This is a genomic window from Brassicibacter mesophilus, assembly GCF_050433385.1.
In the GTDB taxonomy this organism is placed as follows: domain Bacteria; phylum Bacillota; class Clostridia; order Tissierellales; family Proteiniboraceae; genus Brassicibacter; species Brassicibacter mesophilus.
The window spans coordinates 12,903-28,715 of the sequence record NZ_JBNPXI010000031.1 but is presented as its reverse complement, the minus strand read 5'-3'; the positions used below and the strand labels follow the sequence as shown (position 1 = coordinate 28,715).

Genomic DNA, 15,813 nt, shown 5'->3' with positions numbered 1-15,813 from the left:
TCAAACTTGAGAAAAGAGTTAGAAGTTATTCTAAATTCAACGCACGATGCGATGATAGCAGTCGATAAAAAAGGAATAATTACATTGTTCAACAAGGCTGCAGAAAAACTTACTGGTATATCGCAAAGCTTTGCAATCAACAAGCCAGTAGTAGATGTGATAGTAAATACTAGACTAATGTATGTACTTGAGACAGGAGATCTGGAGCTTAACCGCCAACAGGATCTTGGTAAGATAAAAATCATAACAAATAGAATGCCTATTCGAGACGAAGATGGAAATATAATTGGTGCAGTTGCTGTTTTTAGAGATGTAACAGATTTTCTTGATTTAGCAGCACAAATTACAAACCTTAAAGAAATCCAAAGCATGCTTCAGGCTATATTTAATGCTACGCAAGAAGCAATATCTGTAGTAGATCAAAATGGAATGAATGTCATGATAAATCCTGCATACACGAAAGTTACCGGTTTAAAGGAAGATGACATAATAGGCAAACCAGCTTCTGCAGATATTGTTGAAGGCGAAAGCATTCATATGAAGGTGTTGTCTACAGGGAAGCCAGTGAGAAAGGCTAGAATGAAGGTTGGCCCAAGTAAAACAGATATAATAGCAAATGCAGCACCCATAATTGTTGATGGTGAACTAAGAGGAAGTGTGGCTATTCTAGATGATGTGTCAGAGATAATTAAGCTTACTAAGGAGTTAAAGGAAGCAAAACAAATTATTAGAAAACTTGAAGCAAAATATACCTTTGATGATATAGTTGGAAATAATAAGCTTATGTTGGGCGCTATAGAAAAAGCAACAATAGCAGCAGAGACACCTGCAACAGTATTGTTAAGGGGAGAAAGTGGTACGGGCAAGGAACTATTTGCTCATGCTATTCATAATTCTAGCTCTAGGAAGTTTTGTCAATTTGTTAGAGTAAATTGTGCAGCATTAAGTGAATCATTACTTGAAAGTGAACTTTTTGGATATGAGGAAGGAGCCTTTACGGGAGCAAAAAAAGGTGGAAAGAAAGGATTATTTGAAGAGGCTAGTGGAGGGACAATATTTCTTGACGAGATAGGTGAAATCAGCTCAAATACACAGTTGAAGCTTCTAAGAGTCTTGCAGGAAAGAGAGATAGTAAGAGTAGGCGGCATAAAACCAATCAATATAGACGTTAGAGTCATAGCTGCAACAAATATGAACTTAGAAGAGGCTATTAAAGATGGAAGATTCCGAGAGGATCTATACTATAGGATAAATGTTGTTCCAATTAATATACCGGCACTTAGACTTAGAAAAGACGATATTTACAGCTTAGTCCTTTATTTTATACAAAAGTTTAATCAGGAATATGGAAGAAGTGTCAAAAACATATCCCTAACTGCTATTGAAATGCTCAAAGAGTATGATTGGCCTGGTAATGTAAGAGAGCTTGAAAATGTTATAGGAAGAAGCATAATAAACATGCTGCATAATGAAAATACTATTTTAGAAGGCCATATGCCTAAGCTAAATGTTAAATACAATAACATTCTTGAACCTATTAAAGCCTTAGACGAAGCATATATTATGAATGAAGATGTAAAGCTTGAAGAAGTACTATCTGAGACTGAGAGAAAATTTATTCTCATGACATTAAATAAATATAAAAACAGTAAAACAAAAACAGCTAAAGCTTTAGGAATATCGATAAGGAATCTTTATTATAAGCTAGAAAAGCATAACATAGAAATATAATATGCAAAAAATTGCACGTTATATATAAATGCAAAAAAATGCATGCAAGTTTTTGCAAAATTATTGCCTTATATTATGTGAGAAAGGTATAAAAGCTATGATTTTATACCTTTTTCTCATATTAGAGTATCTAAGCTACAAAGCTTTGTAATTTGGCATAAAAGTTGCAAATATATTGCATGGATAACTTTAATACAGGGGTGAAAAGATGAAAAAAAGATACATATTAGCTATAAACCCAGGTTCAACTTCAACAAAGGTTGCGTTATACCAAGATGAGGAAAAGGTTTTCACGAAAAAAATAGAACATAAAAGCAATGATTTAGAGAAATTTGAAAAGATTCCTGACCAGTATGAATATAGGTTGCAAATGATACTTGATTGGCTTAGTGAAATAGACATTAATACTAATGAATTAAAAGCAGTAGTTGGTAGAGGTGGCTTACTAAGACCAATGCCAGCAGGAACATATATTGTTACAGAAAAAATGATTGAGGACCTGAGCATAGGAATAAATGGAGATCATGCATCTAACCTTGGTGGTATTTTAGCAAAGGGTATAGCAGACAAAGAAGGTATAAATGCTTATATAGTAGATCCTGTTGCAGTAGATGAAATAAATGATATAGCCAGAATATCTGGTATGCCAGAGATACAAAGAAGATCTCAGGTACATGCATTGAATATAAAGGCAGTGTCACATAGATTCGCTAAAGAAAATAATTCAAAATTAACAGAAATAAATTTAATTGTAGCACATTTAGGAGGAGGAATATCTGTAGCGCCTGTCGAAAAAGGTAAGATTGTGGATGTCAACAATGCTAATGAAATGGGTCCTTTTTCGCCTGAAAGAACAGGTACTTTACCTGTAGGTGACTTAATAAAAATGTGTTTTTCAGGTAAATATACATTTAATGAGATAAAGCCAAAGATAAAAGGAAAAGGTGGGCTAGTTGCTTACTTAGGAACAAATGATGCTAAGGAAATAGAAGAGAGAATAGTCAATGGGGATGAAAAAGCAAAGCTTGTGTTTGATGCTATGGCATATCAAATAGCAAAAGAAATAGGTGCAATGACTACAGTTATATATGGAAAAGTTGATACAATAATACTTACAGGTGGCTTAGCTTATGCAGAGAGACTTACACAAAAAATTAGTAGTATGGTGAAGTTCATCGCACCAATTACAATTTATCCAGGGGAAGACGAATTAGAAGCACTTAATAAGGGTGCTCTTAGAGTTATAGATGGCAAGGAAAGTGAAAAAATCTATGAAAACGAGGTGAAAATAGATGATTAGAAGTTTTGGAGATGTTTTAGAGCTGGCAGAAAAAAGAGGACCCAAGACAATATCTGTAGCTGTAGCTCAAGACAAAGAAGTTTTGCTTGCTGTAAAACAAGCTAATGATTTAAATATTGCAGATGCAATTTTAGTAGGAGATAAAGAAAAAATTATAGAAGTAGCTGCTGAAATAGAATTAGATACTAGTAAGTTTGAGATTATTGATATAAAGGACATAGTAGAAGCATCAAGAAAAGCAGTTGAGCTTGTCAGCTCAGGTAAAGCTCATATTGTCATGAAAGGACTAGTTGATACCTCTATCATCTTAAAAGCAGTTTTAGATGAGCAAATTGGGTTAAGAACTGGAAAAGTATTAAGTCACGTAGCAGTGTTTGATATAGAAACATATGATAAGCTTCTATTAGTTACTGATGCTGCAATGAATATAGCTCCAAATTTAAGTCAGAAGAAGGATATCATTGAAAATGCAGCTTTTGTGGCACACTCAATTGATATAGACAGTCCTAAGGTTGCAGTGGTATGTGCCAAAGAAAAGGTTAATCCTAAAATGCCAGCTACAGTAGATGCTCAAGCCCTAGAAGAAATGAATAAAAATGGTGATATTGAAGGCTGTATAGTTGGAGGACCATTTGCCCTAGACAATGCAATATCAAAAGAAGCGGCAAGACACAAAGGAATAGAGCATCCAGTTGCAGGTGATGCAGATATTATACTTGCACCCAATATTGAATCAGGTAACATTTTATATAAATCATTAGCATTTTTAGCCAAATCAAAGAATGCAGGTATCATAGTAGGTGCAAAAGCCCCTGTTGTTTTAACATCAAGAGCTGATAGTGATGAAGCAAAACTAAATTCGATAGCATTAGGCGTGCTGATGGCATCAAAATACTAAGGGAGGGATAAAATTGGCAGAAGTTTTCCGAATATTAGCTATAAACCCTGGATCTACTTCAACAAAAATAGCTATATATGATAATGAAAAGTTAGTGTTTGAAGAAACATTGAGACACTCTGCAGAGGAGTTATCTCAATACAGTACAGTTTTTGAACAGTATGAATTTAGGAAGAATATTATTCTTGAGATATTAAATGAAAAAGGAATAAATGTTACAAAGCTTAGTGCCGTAGTTGGAAGAGGAGGGCTATTAAAGCCTATATCTGGTGGAACATATGAAGTAAATGATGTAATGCTTGAGGATCTTAAAACAGGTGTTTTAGGGGAGCATGCTTCTAATCTTGGTGGAGTAATAGCATATGAAATAGCTTCACACTTAAATATACCTTCATATATAGTAGATCCAGTTGTTGTTGATGAAATGGAAGACATAGCTAGGATTTCAGGTATGCCTGAAATAGAAAGAAAGAGTATTTTCCACGCATTAAACCAAAAAGCTGTTGCAAGAAGAGCAGCTAATGATTTAGGTAAAAAATATGAAGAGGTTAACTTCCTTGTTGCACATTTAGGTGGAGGGATTTCAGTAGGTGCACATAAACAAGGCAGAGTTATAGATGTAAACAATGCACTTGATGGAGAAGGACCATTTTCTCCTGAAAGATCAGGTAGTCTTCCAGTAGGAGATTTAACAAAACTATGCTTCTCTGGTAAGTATTCATTAAATGATTTAAAGAAAATGATAAAAGGTAATGGTGGTTTAGTAGCATACTTAAATACAAATGATGCTAGAGAAGTTGGAAAGATGATAGATAATGGAGATGAAAAAGCTGAGCTAGTATATAAAGCGATGGCATATCAAGTTGCAAAAGAGATAGGCAGTCAAGCAGTAGTATTAGAAGGAAAAGTAGATGCCATAATATTAACAGGCGGAATCGCATATGACAAGAGATTTATTGAATGGATAAAAGAAAGAGTTAGTTTTATTTCAGATGTAATCGTATATCCAGGCGAAGACGAGCTAATAGCTTTGGCAGAAGGTGGACTTAGAGTTTTAAGAAAAGAAGAAAGTGCTAAACAATATATTTAATATTTAAATTACATTTAAACTAATATTCAAAAATGCATAGCATTTTTGTAGAGGGTGATTATATGCTAAAGGACAACAGAATAAGAGTTATAGTTGGACATTATGGAAGTGGGAAAACAGAATTTGCAGTAAACTATGCAGTTAAATTAGCTGAACAAGGCAAAAAAGTGGCATTGGCTGATTTAGATGTAGTAAATCCTTATTTTAGAAGTCGTGAAAAATCTGAAGAACTAGAGAAAATAGGCATAAAGGTTTTAGGTAGCTCAATAAAGGGCTCTGCTGTAGATGTCCCGTCTGTTTCTGCTGAAGTTTTCACGCCGTTACAGGACGAAAGCTATGAAGCAATTCTTGATGTTGGAGGAGACCCCGCAGGTGCTAGGGCTTTAGGAAGATACTACAACTATTTTCAAGAAGGCAAATACGATATGCTGTTTGTAGTAAATGCAAATAGACCAGAAACTCAAAATGCTGAGAATACCATTAAATATATAAAAGAAATTGAAAGAGTATCTAGAGCTAAGGTAACAGGATTAATCAATAATACTCATCTATTAAAAAGCACAACAGTTGAAGATGTTCTATCAGGTCAAGGACTAGTAGAAGAAGTATCGAAGATATTGAATATACCTGTAAAGTATGTAGCCGCTTTAGAAAAAGTTGCTAAAGAATTACCGGCAGGAATTAAGGGAGAAATATTCCCTATAAAATTATATATGAGAGAAGAGTGGATGTGCTAATCTCAATTTTAAATTTCAAGAAAATGGGAGGGTGAAAAATGGCAAAAGCAAAAGGTAAAGTTACTTTTAATGAAGACAGATGTAAAGGCTGTGAACTTTGTACTACAGTATGCCCAGTTAAAATTGTTGTAATGAACAAAGAAAAAATTAATGTTAAGGGTTATCATCCAGCTACAGTTAAGGAAATGGACAAATGTATAGGATGTGCAAACTGTGCAACAATTTGTCCTGATACAGTTATTAAAGTTGAAAGAGAAATGGAAGAATAATCATTTTAAGGAGGGGAATTAAATGGCTAAAGTCTTGATGAAAGGTAATGAGGCAATAGGTGCAGCTGCTATTAAAGCTGGCTGTAATTATTTCTTTGGTTATCCTATTACACCACAAAATGAGCTACCAGAGTTTATGTCAAGGGAACTACCAAAAAACGGTGGAGTATTTTTACAAGCAGAAAGTGAAGTTGCTGCTATTAATATGGTATATGGAGCAGCTGGTGCAGGAGCGAGAGTTATGACTTCTTCTTCAAGCCCAGGAATAGCACTTAAGCAAGAAGGTATTTCATATATTGCAGGAGCAGAGCTTCCATGTGTTATCGTAAATATAGTTAGAGGAGGTCCTGGTTTAGGGGGTATCCAACCAGCTCAATCTGACTACTACCAAGCTACAAGAGGAGGAGGAAATGGAGACTACAGACATGTAGTATACGCTCCAGCTTCACTTCAAGAAACTGTTGATATGGTAATGGAAGCATTTGATGTTGCTGACTACTATAGAACTCCAGTAATGGTTCTAGGTGATGGTATGATAGGTCAAATGATGGAGCCAGTAGAGTTTAATGAGCCTAAGAAAAGAGACCTTAAACCAAAAGATTGGGCTACAGTAGGTACTAAAGAAACTAGAAAGCCTAATATAGTTAATTCACTATATATAGATCCAAAAGTACTTGAAGATCATGTTATCAAACTAGAAAAGAAGTATGCTGAGATCAAAGAAAAAGAAGTAAGATGGGAAGAGTATAACCTAGAAGATGCAGATGTAGTAGTTGTTGCATATGGAACTACTTCAAGAATAGTTAAGAATGCTATAGCAAAATGTGAAGAGGAAGGCTTAAAAGTAGGTCTTATCAGACCAATTACATTATGGCCATTCCCAGACGAAGCATTCAACAAAATAGGCGAAAAAACTAAAGGTATATTAACTGTAGAAATGAGTACAGGACAAATGATAGACGATGTTAAGATAGCTATTAACGGTAGAAAGCCTGTTTATTTCTATGGTAGAACAGGTGGTATGGTACCAACACCAAACGCTGTAGTAGACGAGATTAAGAAAATTGCAGGGGGTGACAAATAATGACTGTAGTATTTCAAAAAACTAAAGGTTTAACAGACAAGCCATTTCATTATTGTCCAGGATGTACCCACGGTATTATTCATAGATTAGTAGGAGAAGTATTAGAAGAACTTGGAGTATTAGGAGATACAATAGGAGTTGCTCCAGTAGGATGTGCAGTTTTTGCATATGATTATTTTAATTGTGATATGCAAGAAGCAGCTCATGGTAGAGCGCCTGCTGTTGCTACAGGTATTAAGAGAGTTCATCCAGATAAAGTTGTATTTACTTATCAAGGTGATGGAGACTTAGCATCAATTGGAGCTGCTGAAATAGTTCATGCCGCTGCACGTGGCGAGAAAATAACTACTATATTTGTTAACAATGCTATTTATGGAATGACAGGTGGACAAATGGCTCCTACTACATTAGTAGGTCAAAAAGCTACAACTGCTCCATACGGAAGAGATGAAAATCACGCAGGTAAACCTATAAGAGTTTCTGAAATGCTTGCTACTCTAGATGGAGCTAAGTTTGTTGAAAGAGTTTCAGTTCATGATCCTGCAAATATTAGAAAAGCTAAAAAAGCTATTAAAAAGGCTTTTGAGCTTCAATTATCTGGAAAGGGCTTCGGAATCGTAGAAGTATTATCTACATGTCCTACAAACTGGGGATTAACACCAGTTGAAGCTTTAGGATGGTTGAAAGAGAATATGATACCTTATTATCCATTAGGTAACCTTAGAACTCCTGAGGAGGTGGAATAGCATGGAAGAAAGAGTAATAGTGGCTGGATTTGGTGGTCAAGGTGTTATGTCAATGGGACAATTATTAACTTATTCAGGAATGATTGAAAATAAAAACGTTTCATGGTTACCTTCATATGGTCCTGAAATGCGTGGAGGTACTGCTAATTGTAACGTAATTGTTTCTGATGGACTTATAGGTTCGCCTATAGTTACAGAAGCAACTACTGCCATAGCTATGAACAGACCATCTCTTGATAAATTTGAGAAGGATGTTGTTAGTGGAGGAAAACTATTAATTAACAGCTCACTTATAGATAAAAAAGCTGCAAGAGATGATGTTGAAGTTTATTATGTACCTTGTAATGATATAGCTCTTGAACTAGGTAACACAAAAGTAGCTAATATGGTTATGCTAGGAGCATATCTTGAGTTGACTAAGGCTGTTAAGGTTGATTCTATAATAGAAGCATTTAAAAAGGTATTTGGTGAGTCTAAAGCACACTTAATTCCAGTTAACCAAAATGCATTAGAAAAAGGTGCAGAAGCAGTTAGAAATAAATAGAAGAAATTCAAATTGAGGATAAATAAGAAAGAGCAAGAAATTTTGCGGTTTTGCTGCAAGAGTTCTTGCTCTTTTCATTTAAGCAATACCATATGCAAATGTTCTTGCAGCCAAACTGCAAAAATATTTGCATATGATACATGTAAACAAAGATTATTGAATCTATATTAAAACTAAAAGCCTTAAAATGACTTGAAATACTGACCTTAAACGATGTGATTTGTATTCGGGAAATTCAATGAATTGGCACAGAAATTGCTTATGTTCTATAATGGGTAGTATCTAGTAGATTATTGAGGCTACCTTGTAGAAAAACGTTTTCATGAACTGTACTGGAAAAATGCTAATAACTAATTACATAAAGGAGGAGTAAAAATGGCATTTAACTTAAAAGGAAGACATTTTCTAACATTAAAGGACTTTACACCAAAGGAAATAGAGTATCTTATCGATTTAGCAGCAGAGCTTAAAAGACTTAAATATGCAGGTATAAGACCAAGAACTCTAGAAGGAAAAAACATAGCACTTATATTTGAAAAACCATCAACTAGAACAAGATGTGCATTCGTAGTAGCAGCAGTAGATGAGGGAGCACATCCAGAATATCTAGGAAAAGGTGATATCCAGTTAGGTAAAAAAGAATCAGTAGCAGACACAGCAAGAGTACTAGGAAGAATGTTTGATGGAATAGAGTTTAGAGGATTCAAGCATGAAACAGTAGAACAATTAGCAGAGTATTCAGGGGTGCCAGTATGGAATGGATTAACGGATAGATATCATCCAACACAAATATTAGCAGACTTCTTGACAATAAAAGAGCATAAAGGATACTTAAAAGGAATAAAGTTTGCATATGTAGGAGATGGAAGAAACAATATGGCAAACTCCTTAATGATAGGAGCAGCAAAGATGGGAATGGATTTTAGAATAGTATCACCAAAAGAATTGTTCCCAGAAGAAGAACTAGTAAAAACAGCAAGAGAAATATCACAAGAAACAGGTGCAACAATAACACTAACAGAATCAGTAGATGAAGGAGTAAAAGAAGCAGATGTAATCTATACAGATGTATGGGTATCGATGGGAGAAGAAGAGCACTTTGCAGAGAGAATAGCACAATTAAAGCCATACCAAGTAAATATGGATATGATAAATAAAGCAGATAAAGAAGTATTGTTCTTACATTGCTTACCAGCATTCCACGATAGAAAAACAACAGTGGGAGAAGAAATATATAAGGAACATGGAATATCAGAAATGGAAGTTACAGATGAAGTATTTGAAAGTAAGCATTCAGTAGTATTTGATGAAGCGGAAAACAGAATGCATACAATCAAAGCTGTTATGGTTGCTACATTAGGGAAATAGTATATAAGGACAGGGGGATAAAATATGCAAAAGGTGGTAGTAGCATTAGGAGGAAATGCATTACAGGCGGCTGGCAAGCCAGCTACAGCTGAGGCTCAGTTAGAGGTAGTGTATAACACAAGTAAATACTTAGCTGATTTGATAGAAGAAGGATATGAAGTAATAATAGCTCATGGAAACGGACCGCAGGTAGGAAGATTAGTTCTACAAAATGAGGCAGCTGATAATATTACACCTGCAATGCCTTTTGATGTGTGTGGAGCTATGAGTCAAGGAATGATAGGATATCATATACAACAAGTATTAGGAGATGAATTAAAAAGCAGGGGAAGTAAAAAGTCCGTAGTTACATTAGTGACTCAAGTAGTTGTTGATAAAAACGATGAGGCATTTAAAAAACCGACTAAGCCAATAGGACCTTTCTATTCAAAAGAAGAGGCGGATAGAATAAAGGCTGAAAAAGGTTATGATATAGTTGAAGATGCTGGAAGAGGCTATAGAAGAGTAGTTGCTTCTCCAGATCCAAAGAGAATTGTAGAGATCGACTCTGTGAAAACATTAGTAGATAACGGATATGTAGTGGTAACGGTAGGGGGTGGCGGTATCCCTGTAATTGAAACAGAAGAAGATAAACTAAAAGGAGTAGCAGCAGTAATAGATAAAGACCTTGCTTCAGAAAGATTAGCGGAAGACTTAGATGCTGATATGTTGTTAATATTAACTGCAGTTGAAAAAGTTGCTATAAATTTTGGGAAACCAAATCAGCAAGATTTAGATAAAATAACTGTTGAAGAATTAGGTAGATATATTGAGGAAAAGCATTTTGCACCGGGAAGCATGCTGCCAAAGGTAAAAGCTGCTATGAGATTCGCAGAATCAAAATGTGGTAGAAAGGCTATTATTTCATCTTTAGATAAAGCCAAAGAAGCCCTTAGAGGGGAAAGTGGGACAGTTATATTTAAATAGAAAAATATATAAATATAGAAAGAGGCACTCAGTGCCTCTTTCTATATTCCATAATCACAAGGAGCGAAGATTTTATGGAATGACAATTGGCTCTTCAGATATTCCAGTAGGACCTTCAAGACCTAAAGCAAATATAACAACAAGCATGGAAACTATTGATAGAAGAAGAGTATGTTGACTTTCTTCGCTAATAAACAACATAATCACCTCGCGCTAAGTAAAAATATATACACACTATTAATTTATAATATGAAATGATAGCTTTTAGGTGATAGTTATTTTGGTAATATTATTTTAACTAATATAAAAAGATTTAGTAATAAGTGTTGAAATAATAGTGGGCTCTTAGTATAATGAAGGTGAAAACTCAATATAGCATTCAAAAAGAGAGGTATAGTATATTGCAAGCTGCTAAAAGGGTTATGCCCCGTCCAATTTTTGTTTCGGAATATATATATAAGCTGGCTATCATAATTATGGGGAATCTGCTATGTGCTATAGCATTTAATGGATTCTTTATACCTAATCATCTATTAAGCGGTGGAGTTGGTGGTATTTCAATAATGGTTTACTACCTTACCGATGTATCAACTGGATTAGTAGTATTTTTAATCAATATACCTATATTTATAATTGGAGCAAAGATAATTGATAAAAAGTTTACTGTATATAGTTTTATTTCAATGCTTTCATTATCTTTTTTATTAGGATTCACTCAAGATATTGGTAAATATATAGAACTAAACGATGTTTTACTTGGAGCTGTTTTTGGAGCTGTATTCAACGGACTTGGAATGGGTATATTGTTCAGGAACAGGATATCGCAAGGAGGCATGGATATAATAGCAGCTGTATTGAAGAAGAAGTTTAATATTAACGTAGGTACAGGACTAATGGCAGTAAATACAATGATAGTAGCTTTATCTTCAACATTATTTGGATTAAAGCCAGCTATGTACACATTTATAGCGATGTACATAGGTTATCAGATAGTAGATAAAGTTCAAGAAGGTATAGATACAAAAAAGAATGTTATTATTATATCGGACAATGCTGAAAAATTAGCTGAAGCAATAATAAAAAGATTGAAAAGAGGAGTAACTTTTCTTCAAGGCGAAGGCGGATATAGCAAATGCAATAAGAAGGTGATTTATTGCATAGTTACTTCTACTCAAATAGGAAAACTGAAAGAAATATTAGAAGAACTAGACCCTAATGCATTTATGACAATAAATAATATACAAGAAGTAAAAGGGACAGGATTTAAAAATGCCGGTATATAAGGTAAGACATTAGTCTTACCTTATATTGTGCGCAAAATTCGTCGAACATCTTATATTTGTAGATAGTGGTTGGTTATGGTATTATATGAAGTGTAACGTTGAAATAAGGAGGTATTTTTTTGTGGGAAGACTTTTTGGAACAGATGGAGTAAGAGGAATAGCTAATAAGGAATTGACCTGTGAACTTGCATATAAAATAGGTAGGGCAGGAGCATATATATTAACAAAAGAGAAAAAAGAAACTAAGATTGTTGTAGGTATGGATACAAGAATATCAGGAGATATGTTAGAAGCAGCATTAGTTGCCGGCATATGCTCCACTGGTGCAGATGTCATATCTGTTGGCATTGTTCCTACACCTGCAGTGTCTTATTTAACAAGAGTATATAAAGCAGATGCTGGTGTAGTTATTTCTGCGTCTCATAATCCAGTAGAATATAATGGAATTAAGTTCTTTAACTCTCAAGGATATAAATTAAAAGATGAGATTGAAGAAGAAATAGAAAATATAGTATTAGATAATAAAGATATTTTAGCTAATCCAATTGGTGAAGAAGTAGGAAGAAGATTTATAATCAATAATGCAGTAAAAGAATATACTGATTATATAAAGAAAAGTATAAATACTGATTTTAAAGGACTAAAAGTAGCTATGGACTGTGGCAACGGTGCCGCGTATCAGGCAGCTCCAATGCTAATAAAAGAGCTTGGTGCAGACATAGAGGTTATACACAATACTCCAAATGGTACCAATATAAACGTAAATTGTGGATCAACAAAGCCAGAGGAAGTACAGCAATTAGTATTGAAGGCAAAAGCAGATATTGGTATATCATTCGACGGAGATGCAGATAGACTTATTGCTGTAGATGAAAATGGAAGAATAGTTGACGGGGATCACGTAATGGCCATATGTGGTTTACACCTTAAGAAAAAAGGTAAGCTTTCTAAAGATACAGTTGTAGCTACAGTTATGAGTAATATGGGACTAGATATGTGTTTAAAAGCTGAAGGAATAAATACTGTTAAATCAAAAGTTGGAGACAGGTATGTTATAGAGGAGATGCTTGATAAAGGATATTCTCTAGGTGGGGAACAATCAGGCCATATAATATTTTTAGATCATAATACCACTGGAGATGGATTATTAACAGCACTACAGCTAATATCTGTAGTGAAAGAATCAGGTAAAAAGCTGTCAGAGCTTGCCGATGTTATGACTACTTTACCTCAAGTGCTTATAAATGCAAAGGTAAATAGTGAAAAGAAAAATAGCTATCTTGAAGATGAAGTAATAAATTCAGAGATTAAAAAGCTTGAAGAAAAATTCCATGGAGAAGGAAGAGTACTTATAAGACCTTCAGGTACTGAACCTTTAGTTCGTGTAATGATAGAGGGTAAAAACCAAGATGAAATTACAGAGATGGCACAAGCTCTTGCGCATCTTATAGAAGAGAGACTTAAATAACAATTGCTTATTAGCAATATATAATGTAAAATTATCTAATAGCACTAGGGAGGAATTATCCTCCCTGACTATAATATTTTGAAATTAATATAAAAACTTTGCTTTAAGGAACAAAATTAATTTAATTTACGTCAATATCTTAAGAGTATTTTGTTCCTATTATTTTATTATATGAAAGGTGGTGATGAGTATAGGATGATGAATAACAACTAAATAACAAAGCGCCAGAACTCAAAGCTGCTTTGAGTTGACGAGGACATGGTTTAGCGAAATATTCGGCGGATGCCATGCGGTGTTACTACCACCGATAAAGACCGGACAAATCCCATGAGCGATCATGGGGACAAACAACGGTCAGGTAGATTTAAATCCATTTTTTGATGGGTCTATTTGTTGTGCCCAAAAACGGTTTGGGAAAAGTATTAGTAATATTTTTAGGTTAAACTAGCTAATAAGAGAATAATAATAAAAACTAATAAATATTTGGAAGGTGAAATTTATGTGTGGAATAGTTGGATATATTGGAAATAAAAGTGCTACAGAAGTGTTAATCGATGGCTTAGAAAAGCTTGAATATAGAGGATATGATTCTGCAGGTGTAGCAGTACTTGAGGAAAACGAACTAAAGGTAAGAAAACATAAAGGTAGATTATCTATACTTGAAGAGAGTTTAAATAAAAGCCCAATTGAAGGACATATTGGAATAGGTCACACTAGATGGGCAACACATGGAGAGCCATCAGATGTGAATTCACATCCGCATTCAAATTCATCAGGAAGTATAGCTATTATTCACAATGGAATAATAGAAAACTACATGAAGCTGAAAGAATGGCTTATAGATACAAATGGTGATAAATTTGTTTCTCAGACTGATACGGAGGTAATAGCTCATTTGATAGATTATTTCTACGAGGGAGATTTATTAGATGCAGTATATAAGGCAGTAGAAAAAATGGAAGGGGCTTATGCTATTGGCGTTATATGTAATGAGGAGCCAGACAAGATTATAGCTGTAAGAAAAGACAGCCCATTGATAGTAGGTATAGGAGAAGGAGAAAACTTTTTAGCATCTGATATACCTGCATTATTAAAGTACACAAGAAATGTGTATTTAATTGAAAATGATGAATTTGTAGTACTAACAAAGAACGAAATAAAGATCCTTAATGAACTAAGACAAGAGGTTAAGAGAGATGTATATGAGGTAACATGGGATGTCAAGTCAGCAGAAAAAGAAGGCTTTGAGCACTTCATGATTAAAGAAATTCACGAACAACCTAAGGGTGTATCAGAAACTCTTCATAGAAGACTAGATAAAGATGGAAGAGTTTATCTAGATGGAATTAAAATTACTAAAGAAGATTTAGATAGGATTAATAAGGTATATATAGTTGCTTGTGGTACTGCTTATCATGCTGGATTAGTTGGAAAAAATGCAATACAAAAGTTTGCTAGAATTCCAGTAGAAGTAGATATAGCTTCAGAATTCAGATATAGAGATCCGTTTATCGACGAAAACACTTTATTTATTGCAATCAGTCAATCAGGAGAAACACTTGATACATTAGCAGCTCTTAGAGAAGCTAAAAAAAGAGGAGCAAGAATACTATCAGTAGTAAATGTAGTTGGTAGTTCAGTAGCAAGAGAATCAGATGATGTATTCTATACTTGGGCAGGACCAGAAATAGCGGTAGCATCAACTAAGGCCTTTACTACTCAACTAACTGCTATGTATCTTCTAGCTTTACACATGGGAGTTACAAAAGGAACTATGAGTGAACAGAAATATTTTGAAGTGTTAGAGGAAATGAAAAGCGTACCAGACAAAATAAAGAAGTTAGTAGATGATTACGCTATATGTCAAGAGCTAGCTGATAAGCAGTTTAACAATGAAAAAGTATTTTTTATGGGTAGAGGTGTAGACGTAGATGTAGCTCATGAAGGTTCACTCAAGTTAAAAGAAATATCATATATCAACTCATTTGCAATAGCAGCTGGAGAACTAAAGCACGGAACTATAGCATTAATTGAAGAGGACACGTTAGTTATAGCATTGGCTACACAAGACAGATTATATGATAAAATGCTTTCGAATATTAAGGAAGTTAAAGCGAGAGGAGCACATGTACTTGCGTTAGCAAAGGAAGGTAATAAGGAAATAGAGAAGTCAGCTGATGAAGTAATATACATCCCAGATACAATTGATGAACTTACTCCACTATTAAGTGTAATTCCTCTACAAATATTTGCTTATTATGTATCAATTGCAAGAGGTAACGATGTAGATAAACCGAGAAATCTAGCAAAGAGTGTAACTGTAGAGTAG

At 34.4% G+C, this 15,813-nt stretch carries 15 protein-coding genes; all 15 read left to right on the top strand.

Annotated elements, in window-relative coordinates:
• The first annotated feature begins 6 nt into the window (after positions 1–6).
• The 15 genes from HNR33_RS20650 (at position 7) to glmS (ending at position 15,813) form a co-directional block, all read left to right on the top strand.
• Entirely contained in the window at positions 7–1,731 is a 1,725-nt protein-coding gene (locus tag HNR33_RS20650) for a sigma 54-interacting transcriptional regulator (protein WP_429087380.1), read from the top strand.
• A 208-nt stretch (positions 1,732–1,939) separates the two neighbouring features.
• Positions 1,940–3,031, top strand: a complete 1,092-nt coding sequence (gene buk, locus HNR33_RS20645; protein WP_429087379.1) for a butyrate kinase — start codon at positions 1,940–1,942, stop codon at positions 3,029–3,031.
• Positions 3,024–3,929, top strand: coding sequence for a phosphate butyryltransferase (gene ptb, locus HNR33_RS20640; protein ID WP_429087378.1), 906 nt, complete (start codon positions 3,024–3,026; stop codon positions 3,927–3,929). Before buk (HNR33_RS20645) ends, ptb begins: the two co-directional genes overlap by 8 nt.
• Positions 3,930–3,942: 13 nt before the next feature.
• The gene (gene buk / locus HNR33_RS20635) at positions 3,943–5,019 is read left to right on the top strand and encodes a butyrate kinase (protein WP_429087376.1); all 1,077 of its coding nucleotides are present in this window, start codon (positions 3,943–3,945) and stop codon (positions 5,017–5,019) included.
• A gap of 62 nt (positions 5,020–5,081) precedes the next feature.
• Entirely contained in the window at positions 5,082–5,756 is a 675-nt protein-coding gene (locus tag HNR33_RS20630) for a nucleotide-binding protein (protein ID WP_429087374.1), read from the top strand.
• A 38-nt stretch (positions 5,757–5,794) separates the two neighbouring features.
• Positions 5,795–6,025 carry a 4Fe-4S dicluster domain-containing protein gene (locus tag HNR33_RS20625; protein ID WP_429087372.1) on the top strand — a complete coding sequence of 77 codons (231 nt, stop codon included), beginning with the start codon at positions 5,795–5,797 and terminating at the stop codon, positions 6,023–6,025.
• 22 nt (positions 6,026–6,047) lie between these two features.
• Positions 6,048–7,109 carry a 3-methyl-2-oxobutanoate dehydrogenase subunit VorB gene (locus HNR33_RS20620; RefSeq protein WP_429087370.1) on the top strand — a complete coding sequence of 354 codons (1,062 nt, stop codon included), beginning with the start codon at positions 6,048–6,050 and terminating at the stop codon, positions 7,107–7,109.
• On the top strand, positions 7,109–7,855 hold the full coding sequence (locus HNR33_RS20615; protein ID WP_429087368.1) for a thiamine pyrophosphate-dependent enzyme: 747 nt from the start codon (positions 7,109–7,111) through the stop codon (positions 7,853–7,855). The genes HNR33_RS20620 and HNR33_RS20615 overlap by 1 nt, the downstream gene beginning before the upstream one ends.
• A 1-nt stretch (position 7,856) precedes the next feature.
• Positions 7,857–8,399 (top strand): 2-oxoacid:ferredoxin oxidoreductase subunit gamma family protein, encoded by a 543-nt coding sequence (locus HNR33_RS20610; RefSeq protein WP_429087366.1) that lies wholly within the window; start codon positions 7,857–7,859, stop codon positions 8,397–8,399.
• Between the two features lie 375 nt (positions 8,400–8,774).
• Positions 8,775–9,767 (top strand): ornithine carbamoyltransferase, encoded by a 993-nt coding sequence (gene argF / locus HNR33_RS20605; RefSeq protein ID WP_429087363.1) that lies wholly within the window; start codon positions 8,775–8,777, stop codon positions 9,765–9,767.
• A 24-nt stretch (positions 9,768–9,791) separates the two neighbouring features.
• On the top strand, positions 9,792–10,733 hold the full coding sequence (arcC, locus tag HNR33_RS20600) for a carbamate kinase (protein ID WP_429087360.1): 942 nt from the start codon (positions 9,792–9,794) through the stop codon (positions 10,731–10,733).
• Positions 10,734–10,764: 31 nt separating this feature from the next.
• Positions 10,765–10,911, top strand: coding sequence for a hypothetical protein (locus HNR33_RS20595; RefSeq protein ID WP_429087358.1), 147 nt, complete (start codon positions 10,765–10,767; stop codon positions 10,909–10,911).
• Between the two features lie 175 nt (positions 10,912–11,086).
• Positions 11,087–12,016, top strand: coding sequence for a YitT family protein (locus tag HNR33_RS20590; protein ID WP_429087356.1), 930 nt, complete (start codon positions 11,087–11,089; stop codon positions 12,014–12,016).
• A 121-nt stretch (positions 12,017–12,137) separates the two neighbouring features.
• Entirely contained in the window at positions 12,138–13,484 is a 1,347-nt protein-coding gene (gene glmM, locus HNR33_RS20585; protein ID WP_429087354.1) for a phosphoglucosamine mutase, read from the top strand.
• Between the two features lie 499 nt (positions 13,485–13,983).
• On the top strand, positions 13,984–15,813 hold the full coding sequence (gene glmS / locus HNR33_RS20580) for a glutamine--fructose-6-phosphate transaminase (isomerizing) (protein WP_429087352.1): 1,830 nt from the start codon (positions 13,984–13,986) through the stop codon (positions 15,811–15,813).